The sequence below is a fragment of the Pseudomonas sp. AC242 genome (assembly GCF_979258655.1).
Genome location: NZ_OZ409873.1, coordinates 4,390,572 through 4,410,678, shown reverse-complemented (window position 1 = coordinate 4,410,678; position 20,107 = coordinate 4,390,572). Strand labels below are relative to the sequence as shown.

Annotated in this window: 9 protein-coding genes and 1 pseudogene; 7 read left to right on the top strand and 3 right to left on the bottom strand. The window is 57.1% G+C overall.

All coding sequences use genetic code 11. The features are described 5' to 3' along the window. Positions 1-176: 176 nt before the first annotated feature. Positions 177-3,320 carry a transglycosylase domain-containing protein gene (locus tag ACZZ0A_RS19700; protein WP_095112361.1) on the bottom strand — a complete coding sequence of 1,048 codons (3,144 nt, stop codon included), beginning with the start codon at positions 3,318-3,320 and terminating at the stop codon, positions 177-179. 525 nt (positions 3,321-3,845) lie between these two features. Here ACZZ0A_RS19700 and ACZZ0A_RS19695 point away from each other — a divergent pair. The 5 genes from ACZZ0A_RS19695 (at position 3,846) to ACZZ0A_RS19675 (ending at position 14,823) form a co-directional block, all read left to right on the top strand. Beyond that, positions 3,846-7,100, top strand: a complete 3,255-nt coding sequence (locus ACZZ0A_RS19695) for a hypothetical protein (protein WP_447786976.1) — start codon at positions 3,846-3,848, stop codon at positions 7,098-7,100. A 237-nt stretch (positions 7,101-7,337) separates the two neighbouring features. Beyond that, entirely contained in the window at positions 7,338-7,463 is a 126-nt protein-coding gene (locus tag ACZZ0A_RS19690; protein WP_256588356.1) for a hypothetical protein, read from the top strand. Between the two features lie 389 nt (positions 7,464-7,852). Continuing rightward, positions 7,853-11,446, top strand: coding sequence for a hypothetical protein (locus ACZZ0A_RS19685; protein ID WP_463543627.1), 3,594 nt, complete (start codon positions 7,853-7,855; stop codon positions 11,444-11,446). Between the two features lie 305 nt (positions 11,447-11,751). Continuing rightward, the gene (locus ACZZ0A_RS19680) at positions 11,752-13,173 is read left to right on the top strand and encodes an amino acid permease (RefSeq protein WP_123376517.1); all 1,422 of its coding nucleotides are present in this window, start codon (positions 11,752-11,754) and stop codon (positions 13,171-13,173) included. Positions 13,174-13,338: 165 nt separating this feature from the next. After that, on the top strand, positions 13,339-14,823 hold the full coding sequence (locus ACZZ0A_RS19675) for a glucosyltransferase domain-containing protein (protein WP_463543626.1): 1,485 nt from the start codon (positions 13,339-13,341) through the stop codon (positions 14,821-14,823). 60 nt (positions 14,824-14,883) lie between these two features. Here the strand turns inward: ACZZ0A_RS19675 and ACZZ0A_RS19670 are convergent, their stop codons facing one another. Both ACZZ0A_RS19670 and ACZZ0A_RS19665 read right to left on the bottom strand, forming a co-directional pair. Further along, on the bottom strand, positions 14,884-16,503 hold the full coding sequence (locus ACZZ0A_RS19670) for an FMN-binding glutamate synthase family protein (RefSeq protein ID WP_007949595.1): 1,620 nt from the start codon (positions 16,501-16,503) through the stop codon (positions 14,884-14,886). Between the two features lie 171 nt (positions 16,504-16,674). Then, entirely contained in the window at positions 16,675-17,475 is an 801-nt protein-coding gene (locus ACZZ0A_RS19665) for a helix-turn-helix transcriptional regulator (protein WP_095112357.1), read from the bottom strand. A gap of 125 nt (positions 17,476-17,600) precedes the next feature. Here ACZZ0A_RS19665 and ACZZ0A_RS19660 point away from each other — a divergent pair, with 125 nt between their 5' ends. Then, entirely contained in the window at positions 17,601-18,422 is an 822-nt protein-coding gene (locus ACZZ0A_RS19660; RefSeq protein WP_007916765.1) for a carbon-nitrogen hydrolase family protein, read from the top strand. Between the two features lie 356 nt (positions 18,423-18,778). Continuing rightward, positions 18,779-20,103: pseudogene (locus ACZZ0A_RS19655) on the top strand (APC family permease). Positions 20,104-20,107: the final 4 nt, after the last annotated feature.

Below are 20,107 nucleotides of genomic sequence, written 5' to 3'. Positions count from 1 at the left end.
TTGTTGAGGAGTGATCAGCCTACTCAGGGCAGGGCAAAACAAAAGTTCAAAGATCGGGAGGCAAACGGCGTTGCGCAGCACCAACCCGACGAAAATTCGAATCTGAAAAATACATGAATACCACCCGCCGAATCGAAAATTCGTCACTCTGATGCAGAAAAAACCGACACGATTTGTTACCTCGCTGTAGGGCGCGGCGCTTCGAGCATCGCCACGCTGGCGGTTTTCGTTGGCGTGCATTGCGAGTCGCTGCCCGGTTGCAGATACGGCGTCAGAATCGGCGCCATGCCCTTGAGCACCTGCACTGGCAGGGCCGAGGTGAACTTGAAGTTCTCCGCCGAGCGCCCCGGGACGAACGCGGTGAGGGTGCCGAAATGGTGATCGCCGATGTAGAACACGAACGTCGCCGTGCGGTTGATCGACTTCGAACTGAGGATGCGCCCGCCCGAACCGATGGCTTCGATGCGGTTGTCACCGGTCCCCGTTTTGCCACCCATGGCCAGTGGGCTGCCATCAGCCAGTTTGAAACTGCCGGAAACACGTTTTGCCGTACCGGCGTCGACCACTTGCGACAGCGCCTCGCGCATGGCCGTGGCGACTTCGGACGGCATCACCCGTTTGCCGACATGCGGGTCATTGACCAGTTGCGTTTCGTAGGGTGTGCCGGCGGCGAAATGCAGGCTGTCGATGCGCAGAGTCGGCATGCGCACGCCGTCATTGAGGATGGTGCCGATCAGCTCGGCCAGTGCGGCCGGGCGGTCACCGGAACTGCCAATGGCGGTGGCCAGCGAAGGCACCAGATGGTCGAACGGGTAGCCGACTTTCTGCCAGCGCTGGTGAATTTCCAGGAACGCTTCGATCTCGAGCATGGTGCGAATACGGCTGTCACGAGCGCCCTTGTGCTTGCTCTTGAACAGCCAGCTATAGACTTCCTGACGTTCGAAATGGCTGGCCTTGACGATCTCGCTGAAGGTCGCGTCCGGGTGGTTCAACAGGTAGCCCATCATCCACAGGTCCAGCGGATGCACCTTGGCGATGAAGCCTTGATCGGGCAAATCGTAACTGCCGGGGCCATAGGAATCGTAGAGGCGGATCAGGCGATCATCGGTGAGTTTTTCGCTGAGCTTGGCGCCTTTGAGGTGTGAGCGCACGAAGGTATTGAAGTCTTCCTGACTCGCCTCCGGCAGCAAGTAACGATGCACGGCGGCCATGCGAATCGGCGTCGGGCGCATGCTGTCGAGAAAGGTGTCGAGGCGCGCTTGAGTGTCTTTGTTTTTGTACTTTTTCCAGAACTTGAGCTGGAACGAGGTGCCTTCGCGGTCGGCGAAGCTCGCCAGGTATTCCTGCCGGCGCGGGTCACGATCATCCTTGAGCAACTCGGCACTGCTGTTGGGCCCCGAATAAGTGACATAACGCACCACGTCGCGCATCAGCCGAATGAACGGCAGGTTGATCGACTCGCGCAGGGAATCGCGCAAGGTCGGCAGGCGGCCGTTGTCTTCCTTGCGAAAGTTATGGAACGTGTGCAGGCCGCCGCCGGTGAAAAACGCCTCGCCGGGGCTGGCCGAGTATTTGCGGTCGAGGGCTGCGCCGAGCATCTTTGAAAGGTCGTGGTCTTTGTTCTGGATCAGGTAGTCGATGACCCACTGGCTCAAGCGGTCCTGATCGGGGACTTCGACTTTCTTCAGTTCCGGCACGCCCATTGCGCCGTACTTGTCGTGGAGTTCGGCGATGATTTGCAGGTAAGTGGTGAGCACGCGCATTTTCGCCGTTGAGCCGAGTTCGAGTTTGCTGCCTTCGTTGATGTCGAACGGCTGGTCGGTGCTGTCGGTCTGTACCCGCACGCGGGAACCGTCCGGGGTCAGCTCGAAGAGGGTGAAGCTGTAGCGCACTTGGGTGGTGCTGGTCGGCGTCAGCAAGCGTTCACCGAGCAGGCCGATTTCGGCGGCGTAGGCCGGGTCGGCGAGTTTTTTCAGGTAGGCGGTGGCCTGGGTTTGCAGGTCGCCTTGCAGCGTGCTGGTGGCGGACAGATCCAGGCGATCGAGATCGTACAGTGGCCGGTTGAGCATGCTCGCCAGACGACTGCGGGCGACGCTGATGCCTTTGTTGGTTTCGATCGGTTGCATGGTCGGCTGGGTCTGCCAGTCGCGGTAGGTGACCTTGCTGGCGAGGGCGGCATCGGCCAAAGCGCTGTCGATCACCGCGTTCTGCTTGAGCAGGCGCAAGTGGCTGTCGGTGAGGTTGGCGAGTTCCTCGCGGCCCTTGGTCAGATAATGCGAAGGGCGACGCTGGGCGATCATCAACGAAAGCATTTCACGCAGGACCAAGCCTTTGGCCGCCATGGTTTTCGGATCCGTGGCCGGACTGTTCAGCTGTGCATTGGCCTGGTTGAAATCACTGCCGTACCAGACGCGCAACCCCTCCGCCATGCCATGCACTTCACCATGCCCCGGCACCGCCGAGAGCGGCACGCTGTTGAGGTAATCGCGCACGATGTTCTGCCGTGCCCCCAGAGTTTGCGGGCCGGGCTGATAGGCGCGCACGCTGGCGGACATCATCTGCCGCAGCTTTTCGGCACCGGAGACTGTCAGGCCATCCGGTGAGTGCCGGTACTTTTCCAATTGCGTCGCCAGCGTACTGCCGCCTGCCGATTGGCCCGGCAATCGCAGCAGTTTCGCCACTTGCGACCAGGCGGCCATGCCGAAGCGCGGCCAGTCCACTGCCGGGTTGGCCAGCGGCTGTTTCGGGTCGAGCAGGAAGCGGTTTTCGATAAACAACAGGCTGCTGACCACCACTGGCGGGATGGATTCGAAGCTTGAATACAGCTGCTGCGGGTAGTTGTACTTGTACAGCGGCGCAGCCCGGCAATCAGTGATCGACAGCCCGGCCTGGATCTTTTCCGAATACGGCACGAACAGGCCTTTGTCGGTGTAGCTGAGCAGCGCCGGGGAAAAACGCGTCTGCTCGGTGATGACGTAATTGCGTTTGAGCAGGCGTGGCAGAAATTCATCCAGCGAGCTGTAGCCCAGGCGCAAATCGAATGGCCCATTGCCCGGATAGCGAATTGCTTCGCTGGGGCCGGGTTCGAGATGGTAAGTCAGCGACGCGGCGTACTGGCTGAGCTCGCGCGACTGGAAGCGCGAGGTGCGCATTTCCTTGGACGCGGCCAGTCCCACGACAATCGCGATAATCACCAGCAACAACCAGAAAGCCTTCCACCCATGCCGGTTGCGGCGGGGTTTTTCAGGGACAGGCGCTTCATCCACACGGTCAGTCGGAACCACGGCTTTACTCGAATCGGTTTGCCACAAAGCGCCCATAGTCGATTGATCCATTCACGCAGATTGATCGGACTTGTCTGAAGCTTAGACGGTGGTTGGCGAGGGGCGAGGGAATTGTGAGCGGGATGCGCCTCGAAGCACTGAGCCGTCTCGACCACTCGATGAGTGGCCGGGGCTTTTCGGTTTCTACCACGTGATCGTCCCCCGCCACACGATCACGCGGTTCGCTCGAACTTCGGTCGCCGGGGTGGCTGGTCTGATCGTTTTGACAGGCTCCTGACGGCTAAAAAGCATGACTGCCTGTATATGTTTTACAGCGAGCGAAGAGAGCGGGAACAAAACTTGATAAGGCTTTTATCGACTTGTGTTTTCCGGCTGTTTTTTTTCTTCGAATGATTTATTTTCATGATGTTTAGTGTGATTGCGCATTGTTTGTTAGAAGGAATCGTTGGTTGGATTTTACATACAGTTGGTAAAACACTTAATTGGTAATGGTTGTCGGCTTTTTCTTTAAGTGTTTTGGAGGTTTAATTTTTCCTTGTTTTAATCCTGAAGGAAAAGTGTATGTCTGAGTTTGAAAGTTCTACTTCGAATGTTGTTTCGGCAACTGACAGTGATACAAATAATATTGATTCCATAAAGCGTGAAGCCGAAAAGGTTTTGCCTTGCGCACTGGCAGATTTTGCCGGCGCTTTATCCTGGCAAATTCCTTTAAGTGTCGAGCAGAAGAAACAGGTGTTGGAAGCCGTTCGGCTTTTTATCGCCGGTCTTGATGACACGCCGCAGCCGGATCAAGGGCTGCTGGAACTAATGAACATAGAGCAACCGCTCGCCGCCGACGCCTTGCGCGATCCAGCCAGGGCACTGGAAACCCTGATTGCCGGAACTCGCGGTCAGGCATTGGGGCTGGCAGTGCAAACTCACTTGAAAGGTTTTGCCTCGGATGTAAGCGTCAACGACTACGCGCTGGCCGCACTTCAACTTGACCTTGATCCGCAGTCGATTGAAAACCATCAACGCAATAATGTCGCCGGGTTCGATCTGGACAGTAAGCAACATTGGGGGGAACCGGTTGCAGCAGTATTCAACAAACTGCGCGAACACCTGATCAAAGACCGTGTCTGCAACTCCGAAATGGCTGGGTTGGGCGCTTACTTGTTGCTGGCCAGGCATGCTCCATTATTTCTGATCAAAGACCTGCCGACCGCAGTTAAATACGGTGGGCCGGCATGGTTCAACCTGTCCGTTGCCGCTGCGACCATCGAAGCTGAATCGCCGGGCAAGGTTGCAAAGATGAAGTTCGCACAGGTCATGGTCTGCGCCGAAAGTGCAGCGTTGATCGACCCGGCCGTTACTCAGTACGCGCAGACCGTTACGCTGATTGATTGGGGCGTTGTCCACGGGCTGGTGGAAAGGAAAAACGATGGACATTACACCCCGGCTGAACTGGATGTACTCAAAACACGTTTCAATGAGGCCTTGGCCGACCGGCTCAACACGCCAATTCTGTTGAGCAGTGTGTTCCCGAGTCGCAAGGAAATAGCTCGGGCCGGCCTTAAGAAGGAGTTTGGCGAGAACTATCCGATTGAAGAACACGTCCTTGAATGGGACCGCTCGGTGGGGGCGAAAATAGTCGGCGCACTCTCCCCGGTACCCAGTGCAATCCAGGGGCCGGTCGGGATGCACACGTTGCTGGACGTTGCAATGATGGACGGGACGTACAAGTGGAAAACCAGCCACCCACTCGTTAACTTCCGTATTCACGACATCAACGAACTGGATCTGCGTGTACGAAGGATCTTCAACCGTGAGTTTGAAGCGACGCTCAATCACCTCAAGGAAGGTACCCGGTTAACCATACGCCATCTGATTTCCGAGTTACCGCTGGAAGACCGAGAGAACATTGAATACGGCAAGATCGATTTTTATCAGGACAAGACCATCAAAGCCGGTTTGCAGTTTCATGACAAGTTTGTGCGTGCCGGCAACCAAAATTTGACCCTGAGAGTGGAGCAGGGCATCGATAAAAAAGTCTCGGTGTATTACATCGATCTGAAAGCGGGCTCAATCACCAAAAAAGACGTTGATCCCGTCACACAGACAGACAGGGTCAGCGTGCATATCCCCAGCGTTTCGTATGGTGTGAGGCCGTTCTATCTTGCTGACAGGGACATCGCCAAAAAACTCAAGCGAAGACCCTCCCCGTCATGGACATTTCCCGTTCCCGACAGTTATTCCAGCGAGAGAACCCGCATCATTGCCGATGCCTTTGTCGAACATCTTGATTACGACAGTGAAGATATTCTCAAAGCCGCTGAAGGCCTGACCACGTGGGATCAGGAAGTGGAAGTGCTGGAGAGGAGTGTGAAGTTTCTGCTTAATCTGATTCCCTTCAAATCGGCCATCAGCAATTTTATCGACGGCAAATACCTGGACGGTGCAATTGACCTGTTTCTCGACGTGTTGGGATTCGTTACCGCTGGCGTGAGTGCCACGGCAAAGTTGGCACAATTGGGCGCCAGGACGGCATCGGCACTCAGCAAGGCGCTCAAGGCCGCGAAAATCATCGGCGCACTGGTTATCGGCGAACTCAATCCGTTCAGCGGGTTGCACGGTCTCGCAACGGGAGGCGCGCGGCTCGCAGGCAACGGAGTCAAGTTCCTTGCGAACCGCGGCCTGGGAAATATCGCCAGATTGCGCGGCGGGGCTGCGGGTAGCTACGAGCTGTTGCAGGCGGTGGGAAAACAACACGGGACTGCATTGCCTGGTACTTGGAAGGTAGGCGAGCAGAATATCGCTGGGATAGGCGTTTTGAAGAATGATCAGTGGTATCCCTACAATCCTGTAAACAACAGGATCTATGGCGCCCCTGGCAACTTTCAGCCCAGACAAGGCCGTTTGGGCAGCCTTTCTGGAGTGGATGCCGGCTATGCCGATCGCTATGCGGGTTTTAGCGCCAATATCGCGGCTGCCCGCACGCCACTCAACTTTCCAGCCTTTAGAAAAGCTTATGACGACGGGCTGGATATTCTGGAGGCCATCACTGATTACAGCTTCCGAATGGACACGCAGCAATTGGTCGAGTTGGCGGCCCAACCCGGCCGCCGCCCTGAAGAAATGGGGGCTCTGGTAAGGGAGATAGAAGACAGCCTGTTTGACGACGCCACGTTTTATACAAATCTTCTCCGTCAGGACATGCCCAAAGGCGTAACAGTGGAGCCGTTCTCGCAGTGTTATTTTCTGGCACGGGTCGATATGGCTTCCAATGGCAGATGCGCCGCCCTGTCATACGCCATGGCGTATGCCTATCTTCATCGGCGAGAAGGCACTCTTTTGAGCAATGTCTTGAAGGCCGCCGAGAAGCAAACTCATCCGCAAGCGGCGCGATTTATTTCCGCTCTGGAAAAGAGTCAACAGAGACTGGGTCCCAAGTATTCGTTTCATACAGGTGGGGCGCCTAAAAAAATGGATGCCCAGAACATCATTGATGAACTCGTCGCTTCTCGTGATTCAAAAATCCTCATGATCGGTACTAAAAGTCACGGAATGGTCGCCGGCACCCGATTCACAGACGGCAAGCAGGAATGGTTTTTTTTCGACCCTAACTCTGGCATGGCGATATTTGAAACCAGACAAACCTTACAGCAAGGTTTGTCTAAAGCGTTCGGGAACGGGTCCTTGGCGAGCACCTTCAAGACCTATGGAAAAAAACGCGGCGGCGCTGATTATGCTGTCAACGAGTTCCGGCCTGGCGATGTCGAATTGACCGACGTCCGTGACACTCTCGAGAAATTTTCCGCCATGCCCCTGAGCGTGTGATCCGCCCTGAAGGGGCAACTCCTCGAACCTCGTCCGTACGGGGGGCGCGGAAGCGCCGGTAACGCGTTACCGAGAGCGGTAAAAAGCAGGGCGAAGCAGAACGGCTTGCTCTTTTTGTGAATTACTCGCCGCTGTTTTCAGTGGCGAGTTTTCCTCTGGTGCCAGTTGATCCAACGGGTTTGCTGGCCTTCTCGCGACAACTCCCGCCTCAGGCTTTTTGCCGGTCTCAAGTACAAGATGTGGCTGTGCCCGGTCAGCTCGTACTTTGCGCTGGCGTTTCTGGTCCTGCTGACCGTGTTGTTCTACGTGTTCAAACTGCAGCCGAATAATCTGCCGCAAAGTGCCGCGCGTTCGGTGCTGTAAGGTTTCAAGCGTTCAAGACCATCAACAAAGATCGCTGCCTGCAGCAATACCTACATCGTTCAATCATGTAGATATTGTTTCAGGAAGCGATTTTTTTTGTTGTAACAGTAATCTCAAGATTTTCATTTGTTATGTTGAGAAGCATTTTTGGATGTGCGTCTGGGCGGGTCAAATGAATGTCTGTCTTTGCTGTGCGCCAAGTTATGGTGGTCGGTGTCTGTTGTTTATAATGTTCTGTGACATTCACTGAGTAACAGTTTTTTCATGGTTGTTGATTAAATTGTTGTCTGTCGGTGTTGGCGCGCTATATCGGTAATGGTTCTTCGGTTTATGTTCTGCCGAATTCATTATCTACTTTGGATTCTATTAATCCCGTCAAGGAACAACAGATGTCTGAATCCAATGTAGACGTTGTTGCTGAAGTATCGTTATCCGAAAGTGATCAGCTGGAAAAAATCGCAACTTTTCTGCAAGTCGAAAAAGTCACTGTCCATCCGTTTGCTGACCTTGCCGGAGCATTATCCTGGCCGATTCCACTGACGGTCGCGCAGCAAAAAGAGGCCTTGCACGCCACGAGTGTTTATCTGGACAGCCTCGATATTGTGTCGATACCCGGTGCCGGAGTACTGGACTACCTGGACGCTGACGAGCCGCTTTCAAATGCGGCACTGAGTGATCCGCACTCGGCATTGGCTCGCCTTATTACCAGTCCTCGCGGGCAGGCGCTGGGGCAGGCGATCCAGACCCGCTTGAACGGAATCGCCACGGATGTCAGCGCCAGGGAATACGCAATGGCTGGCATCCATTTGAGCCTGCATGAGGGGGATATTGATCAACCGTCGCCTCGCAAAGTTGCCGGTTTCGACCTGGCCGGGGAGAAACTTTGGGGCAGACCTGTTTCGGCGGTTTTTGGCAATCTGACTGATTACCTGATCAAGGAACGTCTTAGTAGCCGGAAACTGGCTGGATTGACGGCGGCACTGTTGCTGCTTCGCAAGGCGCCCGAGTTTCTCGTCAAGCAGTTGCCTGCCAGTTTGAAATACGGCACGACGGCATGGTTCAACCTGAGAGTCGCTGCGCGAACGATTGAGGCTCACACACCCGGAAAAGTGGCGTATATGACGTTTGCCCAAGTCATGGCCAGTGCAGAAAGCGCTGCGCGGATCGACTCGCAAGTTGCGCCGCAAGTCAATGCCGCCGCCCTGGCAGATTGGGGCGTGGTCAGCGGCGTATTGCAGAAGAATAATGATGAACATTACCCCCAGGACGAGTTGGAAAACGTCAAGACACACTACAACCGGCAACTCGCTGACCGCCTCAATGCTTCGATCCTGTTGAACAGCGAACTTCCGAGCCGCAAAGCCATCGCGAAGCACAGACTCAAGCAAAAATTCAAAGGCGACATTCCTTTTGAAGAGCGGCTGCTGCAACAGCCCACTGTGGCCGCTGTTGACGGTGCCTTCTTGTACCCGACCCTGAACGGTCGATATTCGCTGCTCGACATCGCCATGATGGGAGGCCCTCCCTACTATCAATGGACGACCCGCGATCCTCGCTTGCAGCCGCTGCTTGACCAGATCAATGCGCCGCTGGAACTCGGTGTAGTCGACGCCTTCCAGACTCAATTCGAGAGTGCCGTCAGTAACATCAAGCAAGGTTCCCGGCTGCTGGTTAAACATCTGCTCGCCGAGTTGCCTCTGGAGGACAGGAGAAATCTCGAATACGGCCAAGTCTCTTTTTACCAATACAAGACTTACCGTTTGAGTATGGGCTTTTTCGGCAAAAACCTGACATCCACACACGGCACCCTGCGAGTGAAAGTTGATCTGGGCCATGAGTCGAAGCTTTATGAGATCGATCTCAAGCAAGGCGTTATTCATACCCGCAGCTACGATCCAGAGGAGGTGACGGAACGCACCGATGCTTTTGTTCCGAGCATCCAGTACACCATCGAACCGTTCAAGCTGGCTGACGAGTCGAAGGCCGGGAAGCTCCTGCCACAGACCGCAAACAGAACTTCGGTGCCCGCCAGTTACTCGAGCGAGAGGACCGAGCTGATTGCCGACGCCTTTGTTGAACATCTCGATCTGGACAGCGAGGCCATTCTGAAGGCCGCCAGTGGCCAGACTACGCAAGACCGGGAAAACGCAGCGGTGCAGAAGGTTATTGATTTCGTGGTCGACCTGATCCCGTTCAAGTCGGCGATCACCAATTTCGTCAAAGGCAACTATTTCGACGGTGCGATGGATCTGTTTTTCGATGTATTGGGATTCGTGACTGCCGGTGCGAGTGTTGCCGCGAAATTGGCCAGGATAGGCGTTTCCACGGCATCAGCCATCAGCAAGACACTCAAGGCTGCGAGAATAATTGGCGCGGTGGTGATTACCGAACTCAACCCGTTGACCGTTCTGCGCGACGTGGGGGTGGGAGTTACCCGGCTTGTCGGTCACGGGCTCCAATTCATCGGAAGGCACGGTCTGCAGCAAATCATGAAATTACGCAAGGCGATGGACCTCAGCGAATTGGTGCAGATGTTGCGTAAAGAACACGGGCCGACGCTGATCGGTGCCTGGAAAATAAACGGACTAAGCGTCGACGGCCTCGGTGTGCTGAAAAACGAGCAGTGGTATCACTACAATCCGCTGAGCAATCGTCTTTATGGCTCGCCGGGTGATTTCCGGCCCAAGCCTGGCCGCTTCGCACTGGGCGGATTCGACAATAACGACTTCAAGCGCTTCACCTTCAAGCCAGCGGAACTCAGCGGACTTGAAGCCAATGCCCACGGTATTTATCGCAGTGCCGATGGCCAGCGCTTCTATATCCGCAACATCGATGCAACCGGCAAGGAAGCGGTGTATGGCATCAGGAATGATTTCAATCTGAAAGTTGATTTAACGGACGTGGTGATTGTTGATCCTTTGAACAATCGTCCCCACGGTCCCCGACTCTGGCAAGTCGCGCCGGATCAATGGCAGCCAGTTTCACTGCGCGGCGGCGATCTTCCGCCGGGGGCAGCAGACGTCCCGGCTGGCGAGATTGTTGATGAAAGTGCCAGTGTCAGCCATCAGCTCGTATACACCTCAAGCAATCCGCTGCGTCCGGACCCGGCATTTGTGCGTGAGCGGCTGCCCAACGGTTTATGGGAGCCCGTTATCGAAGCCGTCACTAAAAGTGAGGTTGAGCACTTGGCGTACGATTGGGGTGAGTCTTCCCTGATGCAATATTCGTTTCAGCTCACCAGCATCAATGAAGCGTTGTCGCCAGCGCAGTTGAGCCGGTTTACGGTGGCAACAGGGTTGTTGCAGCCGGTTCGAGTCAACTACAGCGACGAGATCACGAAACGACTGGTCAACAAGCAGGGCGGTTCGAGTTTCGCCTTTGTCATGGAACGCATTCAGCCCGTCAATTCGCCCCGGGCTGAATTCAATGCACTGAAAATTCATGACCCCAAATTCGGCAAACTTCCGCAACCATCGAATGCCGTGGTGGGTTATTGGGCAGCGCAGGGAGGCTATGTTGATATCCCGATCCATCCCAAGTGGGGCGAGCCCGATCATGTATTTACGCCAGGCTTCGGTGGCTGTTCGTTGGTGGTCGATCAGTTGGACGCCAGTCGCCTGCGGGTACGGCATGTCGAGGGAGGAAAGGAACTCGCTCAATACAACGGCCTCGCCACTCATGAACATGGCTTGGGTCTCAGCGCGTCCATGGAATATCCGGACTATGGATTGCGCGTGAATGCAAGCGGACAGGTAGACTCGAGGATGGTGGGTTTCGCCTTCATGAAGTACGACCATTCGGCGCGGTCCTGGAAGTTGCATTTCCAGATCAGCGAAGGCGCTGCAACAATCGTAAAATATTCCTCGGCGAAACCTGGCTGGATAACGCGGCCGGACACATTGGTCGGCGTCCACCCCAATTCCAGAGTTACCAAAGTGGTGACCAGACCGGTGCTGATCATTGATACGGTGGGCGCCGGGTAATGTGACGCTGCACCATCCTTGTGCAATACTCGCCGCCATTTTCGGTGGCGAGTTTTCCTACTTGTGCCAGTTGATCCAACGGGTCTGCTGGCCTTCTCGCGACAACTCCCGCTGAATCTTGTGGTTTATAGAGTGAAAAATCCTGCCTCAGGCTTTTTATACTGCACGCCCCGCTGATCTTGCAGGTTCTCTTGCAGGACGCGTCTGCCCACGAGGCAGGCGCGGTTTCACAGCAGCCAAGGCTTATCGGCCGACGCTTCGACACTCGGTGGTCATATCCAATAACAAGACGAGGTTGTCCCCCTATGCCAACTGGCAATCACCTGCCTCACGGCGACACCGCTCAGGGCGGTCCGCTCAAACGCGAACTTGGCGAACGGCATATTCGCCTGATGGCACTCGGTGCCTGTATTGGCGTCGGTCTGTTTTTAGGTTCCGCCAAGGCCATCGAAATGGCCGGTCCGGCGATCATGCTGTCTTACATTCTGGGTGGTCTGGCGATCCTGGTGATCATGCGCGCCCTCGGCGAGATGGCCGTGCACAATCCGGTCGCCGGCTCGTTCAGTCGCTACGCCCAAGACTACCTCGGCCCATTGGCGGGCTTCCTCACGGGCTGGAACTACTGGTTCCTGTGGCTGGTGACCTGCGTCGCGGAAATCACCGCGGTGGCCGTGTACATGGGCATCTGGTTTCCCGACGTGCCGCGCTGGATCTGGGCCCTCGCGGCGCTGATCAGCATGGGCTCGGTCAACCTGATCGCGGTCAAAGCCTTCGGTGAATTCGAGTTCTGGTTCGCCCTGATCAAGATCGTAACCATCATCGCCATGGTCATCGGTGGCGTCGGCATCATCGCCTTCGGTTTCGGTAATGACGGTGTGGCGCTGGGGATTTCCAACTTGTGGGCCCACGGCGGCTTCATGCCCAACGGCGTGACCGGCGTGCTGATGTCGCTGCAAATGGTCATGTTCGCCTACCTCGGCGTCGAGATGATTGGCCTGACCGCCGGTGAAGCGAAGAACCCGCAAAAAACCATTCCTGATGCGATCGGCTCGGTGTTCTGGCGGATTCTGCTGTTTTACGTCGGCGCGTTGTTCGTGATTCTGTCGATCTACCCGTGGAACGAAATCGGCACGCAAGGCAGTCCGTTCGTGATGACCTTCGAGCGTCTGGGCATCAAGACCGCCGCCGGCATCATCAACTTCGTGGTAATCACCGCCGCGCTGTCGTCGTGCAACGGTGGCATCTTCAGCACCGGGCGCATGCTCTACAGCCTGGCGCAGAATGGCCAGGCACCGGCCGGTTTTGCCAAGACGTCGAATAACGGCGTGCCGCGTCGTGCATTGTTGTTGTCGATCGCTGCCTTGCTGTTGGGCGTGCTGCTCAACTATCTGGTGCCGGAAAAAGTCTTCGTCTGGGTGACTTCGATTGCCACCTTCGGCGCGATCTGGACCTGGGTGATGATCCTGCTGGCCCAGCTGAAATTCCGCAAAGGCCTGAGCGCCAGCGAGCGTGCCGGCCTCAAGTACAAGATGTGGCTGTACCCGCTCAGTTCGTACTTCGCGCTGGCGTTTCTGGTGCTGGTGGTCGGCCTGATGGCGTACTTCCCGGACACGCGCGTGGCGCTGTATGTCGGGCCTGCGTTCCTGGTGCTGCTGACGGTGTTGTTCTACGTGTTCAAGCTGCAACCAAGTAACGTGACACAAGGTGCTGCGCGTTCGGCGTCTTAAGTAAAAAACGCTGATACAGCCAAGCCCCGATCGCGAGATCGGGGCTTTTTTGTGGGGGCTGGTGCCCCCCGACCACTGGTCTGAAACAGCGATACAAAACCGCCGTGGCCGCTCAAAGCTTTATCACACACCGCTCCCCGCGCAGTCGTGAACAGAGGCGCCGCCATGAGGATCAGCGATTTTGTCGTTCGCGAGCTCGGTCGTCGCCAGGTTCTGCTGTTCTTTGTGCTGGCGACCGGGTTGTATGTTCTGCCGTTGATCCTCGCCGACTTTCCTTACATCGACGACAACTGGCGCGCACTGGCCGCCGGTAATGCGTGGGCCGGTTACGGGCGGCTGTTTGCCGACTGGCTGTATCAGGCGTTGACGTTCACCGGCGCTGCGCCGGATGTCTTCCCTTTGCCTTTGCTGCTCGCCACCTTGGCGATGAGTCTGGCACTGACCCGGCTGACGTTTCACTACTTTGTCGAGCCGACGCTGGCCTGTTGTCTGGTGCCATTGCCGCTCTGGTACAACCCGTTCCTGCTGCAGAATCTCTCCTATCAGTACGACGGGCCAAGTATGGCGTTGAGTCTTGTCGCGATGATCTACGCGATCACCTTTCACGGTGCGACTCGGGTGCAGTGCTGGCTGATACCGGCGTTACTGATTGCACTGGGCACAGGGTTGTACCAGATCAGCGTCAACGTCTTTCTTGGCTTGTGTTGTGTGGAGTTGCTCAGGGCGTTGCACCGGCAAGTATCGTGGACTGAGGTCTGGGGTTTGCTTGGCGGCAAGCTTGCGCAGTTCGGTCTGGGCATCGCGATCTATGGCGTCACCGCGTATCCGTTCATGACAGCCGGGCGCTATTCAGAAGGGCTTGATGGGGCAGGGCACCCATTCCTGCAGATCGGCACGAACATGGGCCGCGTGCTGGAAAAAACCGCGCTGTTGTTTCACGGCGGATATCTTTGGGTGTTTGCCGCTTTGGTGCTTTGTGCGTTCTTGGGGCTGGCCCGTCTCGGTCGTCCGGATCGGCGCGCAAGTCATGTGATCCTGGGCCTGACGGTTTTTGCTGTATTGGTGCTACTGGTGCCAGGTATCACGCTGTTGTTTCGCGACTTCAACGAGGGCGCGCGCACGTTGATGGGGTTTGGCGTGCTTCTGGTGTGTTTGTTTTATCTCAGCCGTCTGGCGCTGGCGGCGCATAACCGCTGGTTGCCCTTGCTGCTGATCATCCCGCTGCTGGCGACGTTGTCGCTGTCGTTTGCCTACGGCCGCGTGTTGAGCATGCAGAAAACCTTCGCCACTGCAGCCCTGTACAGCCTCGGTCACGACATCGCCACCCATAGCGAACTGCGAGAAGCCAAGCGTATATACCTGTCGATCAACTACTCCGATCGCTGGCTGGCCAGCGCCGAGGGATCGTTCAGGCAACTGCCGGTTTTGCGTTATCTGCTCAATGTCGACTACTACATGCTCGCGGAAAACCTGCCTTCGGTGGGCATCACCAACGTGGTTGCCGAACGTGAGCGCCGCAATGCCACGCACGTTGGCTATCTGCAATATCCCGCGCTGGTGGAAAGCCTGTATTACCGCATTTATCTGCTCGGCGATTACGGGTTTATCGTCATGAAGGAGCCGCCGCACGGGCGGTTGTTGCAATGGTGAGTGCTGATTATTCGTCGGGAGGAACGCGCCAGTCTGCGGTGCAGACCGGCGCTTTTGCCGTTATGCCGCGGCCACTTCCTGCGGCTCGAAACTGTCCGCCCGCGCCATCTGCCACATCCGCGAGTAAAACTCGCCATTCACTTCCCCGGTAAGCAGTTCCCCCGGTTTCAGGAACACATGCAACTGCGAGAACAACTTGATCTCGGTCGCCGACATGCGCCGCACCAGATGCTTGGCTGACAGTTGTGATGGATGTTCGAGCCCGGCCGCCGCGAGCATTTCCGCCAGTGCCTTCAAGGTGTTGCGGTGGAAGTTGAATACACGCTGGGCCTTGTCCGGCACCACCAGCGCACGTTGGCGCAAGGCATCCTGAGTCGCTACGCCGGTCGGGCATTTGTTGGTGTGGCAGCTTTGCGACTGGATGCAGCCGATGGCGAACATGAAGCCGCGTGCGGAGTTGGCCCAGTCGGCGCCGATGGCCAGCACGCTGGCGATGTCGAAGGCGCTGACGATCTTGCCGCTGGCGCCGAGTTTGATCTTGTCGCGCAGGTTTAAACCGACCAGGGTGTTGTGCACAAACAGCAGGCCTTCGCGCATCGGCACGCCGATGTGGTCGGTAAATTCCACCGGTGCGGCGCCGGTGCCGCCCTCCTTGCCGTCGACGACGATGAAGTCCGGGAGGATGCCGGTTTCCAGCATGGCTTTGGCGATGCCCATGAATTCCCACGGATGGCCGAGGCAGAACTTGAAACCGACCGGTTTGCCGCCGGACAGCTCTCGCAGTTGCTGAATGAACTGCATCATTTCGATCGGCGTGGAAAACGCGCTGTGGCGTGACGGCGAGACGCAATCTTCGCCCATCAGGATGCCACGGGTTTCGGCGATTTCCTTGGTGACTTTGTGCTTGGGCAGGATGCCGCCGTGGCCGGGTTTGGCGCCTTGGCTCATCTTGATTTCGATCATTCGCACTTGCGGGTTCTGCGCTTGGGCGGCGAAGCGTTCCGGGTCGAAACGGCCGTCGCTGGTGCGGCAACCGAAATAGCCACTGCCCAGTTCCCAAGTCAGGTCGCCGCCATGTTCGCGGTGATAGGGGCTGATGCTGCCTTCACCGGTGTCGTGGGCGAAGTTGCCGAGTTTCGCGCCTTGGTTCAACGCGCGAATGGCGTTGGCGCTGAGCGAACCGAAGCTCATCGCCGAGATGTTGAACACCGACGCCGAGTACGGCTGGCTGCACTGCGGGCCGCCAACGGTGACGCGGAAACTGCTCGGGTCGCTCAGCGGTGCCGGACGCATCGAGTGGCCGATGAATTCAAAACCGGATTGATAGACATCGATCAGCGTGCCGAACGGTTTGTCGGCGGTTTCGTTTTTCGCTCGCGAGTAGACCAGCGAACGTTGCGCGCGGGAGAAGGGCAGGGCATCGCTGTCGGATTCCAGCAAGTACTGGCGGATCTCCGGGCGGATGCCTTCGACCAGGTAACGGATGTTGCCGAGGATCGGGTAGTTGCGCCGTACCGCGTGGGGGCTTTGCAGCAAGTCGAACAGACCGATCAGGCTCAGTACGCCGGTGACAGCGGTGATTGGCCATAGCCAGTCATGTTCGAGGAACGGCAGGCTGGCGAGGGTGAACATCACACAGACGGCAAAGAAGGCGTAGCGGCTCAGGAGTGACAGGCTCATACGGTTTCCTTGGTTCGGACTCGGAATAATCAGCGAAGATTGAGGGATAAACACATTCCCTTGTAGGAGTGAGCCTGCTCGCGATAGCGGTATATCAGCTACGAATGATTTGACTGACCCGACGTCATCGCGAGCAGGCTCACTCCTGCATAAAGCAACTTCACCAAACGATCAGGCGTTTTGTGCCTGAAGAAATATCGAAAACAGCTCGGACTGGGATTTGATCCCCAGCTTGCTGTACATGTGTTTCTTATGGACTTTCACGGTTTCTACGGAGATTTCCAGCTTACGGGCGATTTCTTTACTGGAGCAACCGCTGAGCATCAAGCGCCCGACATCCAGTTCCCGCGCCGTCAGTTGCGCACCCTTGAGTTGTTGCACCGAGGCTTCCAGTTGCACGCGCCAGTCTGCTTGAACGGGTGCGGCGGCGAGGGCCACGGTTTCGTTGATTTCATACGGTAACCGCTGACGCAACAAGCCCAGCACCCAAGGCTGGATCAATGACAGCAAGGCGATCTGTTCGCCAGTGAAACGTTTTTCACTGCCCAGCGACAGACACAACGTGCGCTCACCTTCGAGCTGACAATTGAACTGGATTTCGTCCGCCACGACATTCAGACGAAAGTATCGCTGGTAATACTCGGTCAGTTCGAAATGCTCCGGCGCCACTTCTGACAGGCGATACAGACCGGTGCGCGTTTGCTCACGGCAGGCGATGTAGAACGGGTCAAGCAGGTACAGGCCACGCAGATAATCCTGGAATAACGGATCAGGGCTGCCGTCTGCGCCGGGGCATTCGGCGAAGACTTGCGGGTGTTGATCGGCGCTGAACAGCAGCGCCACCCAGCTATCGAACGGCACGTACTGGTCGAGCAACCGCACCAGTTGCGCCCAGAAATTCGGCTTGTCGAGCGCGTCGATCAGTTGCCCGACGGCGCGGTGCCAGGTGATGTCGTCAAACGAAAGTGTCATCGATCTACCCCTATCGGGTTACCCCGGCCGCGTAATTCCCTGGCCGCTCGCTTGCTGCGCATACTGGCCCACAGACAGCCACCGGGCAATCTTTCCGCGCCCGTCGCTCAGCACAAGGAATTCCCATGAAAGTCGAACTCGCCCAACTGGCGGGCCGTGACAATGCCACGGCCTACAACCTCGAACGCGCCCTGGCGGCGATTGCCGCGTGCGCGGCCGACACGCAATTGATGGTGTTCCCGGAAACCCACCTGATGGGCTTCCCGACAGCCGAAACCGTGGCGCAAACCGCCGAATCCGTCGACGGCCCGACCGTCAGTGCGGTGCTGGCCGCTGCGCGCGAACGCAACATCGCCGTGGTGATCGGCATGGCCGAGAACGACAACGGCCATTTCTACAACACCACGCTGCTGATCACCCCTCAAGGCATCGCCCTGAAATATCGCAAGACCCATCTGTGGGCGTCGGATCGCGGCGTGTTCGAGGCCGGCGACCGCTATGCCACGTGCGAGTGGAACGGTGTGCGAATTGGCCTGTTGATTTGCTACGACATCGAGTTTCCGGAGTCGGCCCGTGCCTTGGCACAACTCGGTGCCGAACTGTTGATCGTGACCAACGGCAATATGGATCCGTACGCGCCGACGCACCGCACCGCGATCATGGCTCGCGCGCAGGAGAATCAGGCCTTTGCGTTGATGGTCAATCGCGTGGAGGCGGGGGATGACGGTTTGATGTTTGCCGGTGGCAGTGCGTTGGTCGATCCGCTGGGGACGCTGCTGTTCGAGGCCGGGCGTGAGGAAGGGACGTTCTGCGTTGAACTGGATTTCGCGCGGTTGGAGATTGCGCGCAGGGATTACCGCTATCTGGATGATCAGCGTTTGAAGTTGCCGGGGGAGGTGCTGGAGCGTGGCGATGGTGTTCGCGAATTGTTGATTCCACGCCGTTGACCGCTGCCCTCACCCTAGCCCTCTCCCAGGGGGAGAGGGGACTGACCGAGTTGATTATCCGAGGTACGCCGACCTGCAATACCGAGTCGAACTGAGGATTTGAAACTGCGAATCAAACTCAGGATTTGAAACTGCGAATTCAAGTCGAGCTCAGGATCTGAAACCCATGGAGATCGGCTCCCTTTCCCCCTCTACCCCTTGGGGGCGGTCCGACGTTTCGGGAGGGCTGGGGTGAGGGGGAAAAACTTCAAGTCGAACAAAAAAACCAGGCAACACCAGAACAATAAAACCAACCCGAAAACATTCGCCGAACCCGGCTCTGCCATAAATCCAATAACATTCGGAGTAAGTCGCCCATGGCTCGTTTGCAACGCACCCTTTCATTAGGGTCGGTGGTGCTGTTCGGCATCGCCTACATGACGCCGATCATTGTCCTCGGCACCTTCGGCATCCTCGCTCAATCCACCGCTGGCATGGTGCCCGCCGCGTATCTGGCGGCGCTGGTGGCGATGTTCTTCACCGCCATGAGCTACGGGCGCATGGCCGCCGCGTTCCCCGTCGCCGGTTCCGCTTACAGCTACGTGCGCAAGGCGATCAGCCCGAAACTGGGCTTTATCGCCGGTTGGGCGGTGTTGCTCGATTACCTGTTTCTGCCGATGGCGATCTGGTTGATCGGCGCGGCTTATCTGGCCTCGGCGTTCCCGTCGATCCCGCAGTGGATCTGGGTGTTGGCGTTCATCGGCATCACCAGCGCAATCAACATCATTGGCCTGAAACTGGCCAACGGCATCAATGCTCTGTTGATGCTGGTGCAGTTCCTCGTGCTGATTGCTTTCGTCGCGCTGTGCGTGCACTACATCGGCGGCGATGCGAGCACGCCGTTGTGGTCGATCAAACCGTTCTTCAACGGCGACATGCAGATGCCGCTGATCATGAGCGGCGCGGCGATTGCCTGCTATTCGTTCCTCGGTTTCGATGCGGTCAGCACCCTGACCGAAGAGACCCGCAACCCACGCCGCACCATTCCAAGGGCGATCATGTTGATCACCTTGATCGGCGGACTGATCTTCGTCGGTGTTTCGTATTTCGTGCAGATCGCGCACCCGTCGTTCCAGTTCGACAGTGTCGATTCGGCCGCCTATGAAATCGCCCGCAATATCGGCGGCGATCTATTCGTGTCGATTTTCCTCATCGGTCTGATTGTCGGCCAGTTCGCCTCGAGACTGTCGGCGCAGGCCAGCGGCTCGCGACTGCTGTTCGCCATGGGCCGCGACGGCGTGCTGCCCAAGTCATTTTTCGGCACCTTGCACGCGCGCTTCGGCACACCGGTCAACAGCATCCTGCTCTGTGCCGTGGTGGCGGTGCTGGCGCTGAAACTCGACGTGACCACTTCGACCTCGTTCATCAACTTCGGCGCTTTCCTGGCGTTCAGTCTGGTCAACCTGTCGGTGATCTTTCATTACTGGATCGGCGGCGAGAAAAAGGTCCGCGCGAGTGCCTGCTGTTTCTGGTTTTCCCGTTTATCGGGCTGGTGGCGGACTTGTGGCTGATGGTCAGCCTTGATCATCTGGCGGTGTATCTGGGGCTGAGCTGGCTGGCGATCGGCGTGGTGTACCTGGCGGTGCTCACTGGTGGTTTCCGTCGGCAGCCGCCGGAGATGGACTTTCAGGAAACCACCTGAAGCG

Bases quoted from the DNA above. Each gene is read 5' to 3' on its own strand.
- ACZZ0A_RS19700 (WP_095112361.1), bottom strand. From the start codon at position 3,320: ATGGGCGCTTTGTGGCAAACCGATTCGAGTAAAGCCGTGGTTCCGACT.
- ACZZ0A_RS19695 (WP_447786976.1), top strand. From the start codon at position 3,846: ATGTCTGAGTTTGAAAGTTCTACTTCGAATGTTGTTTCGGCAACTGAC.
- ACZZ0A_RS19690 (WP_256588356.1), top strand. From the start codon at position 7,338: ATGTGGCTGTGCCCGGTCAGCTCGTACTTTGCGCTGGCGTTTCTGGTC.
- ACZZ0A_RS19685 (WP_463543627.1), top strand. From the start codon at position 7,853: ATGTCTGAATCCAATGTAGACGTTGTTGCTGAAGTATCGTTATCCGAA.
- ACZZ0A_RS19680 (WP_123376517.1), top strand. From the start codon at position 11,752: ATGCCAACTGGCAATCACCTGCCTCACGGCGACACCGCTCAGGGCGGT.
- ACZZ0A_RS19675 (WP_463543626.1), top strand. From the start codon at position 13,339: ATGAGGATCAGCGATTTTGTCGTTCGCGAGCTCGGTCGTCGCCAGGTT.
- ACZZ0A_RS19670 (WP_007949595.1), bottom strand. From the start codon at position 16,503: ATGAGCCTGTCACTCCTGAGCCGCTACGCCTTCTTTGCCGTCTGTGTG.
- ACZZ0A_RS19665 (WP_095112357.1), bottom strand. From the start codon at position 17,475: ATGACACTTTCGTTTGACGACATCACCTGGCACCGCGCCGTCGGGCAA.
- ACZZ0A_RS19660 (WP_007916765.1), top strand. From the start codon at position 17,601: ATGAAAGTCGAACTCGCCCAACTGGCGGGCCGTGACAATGCCACGGCC.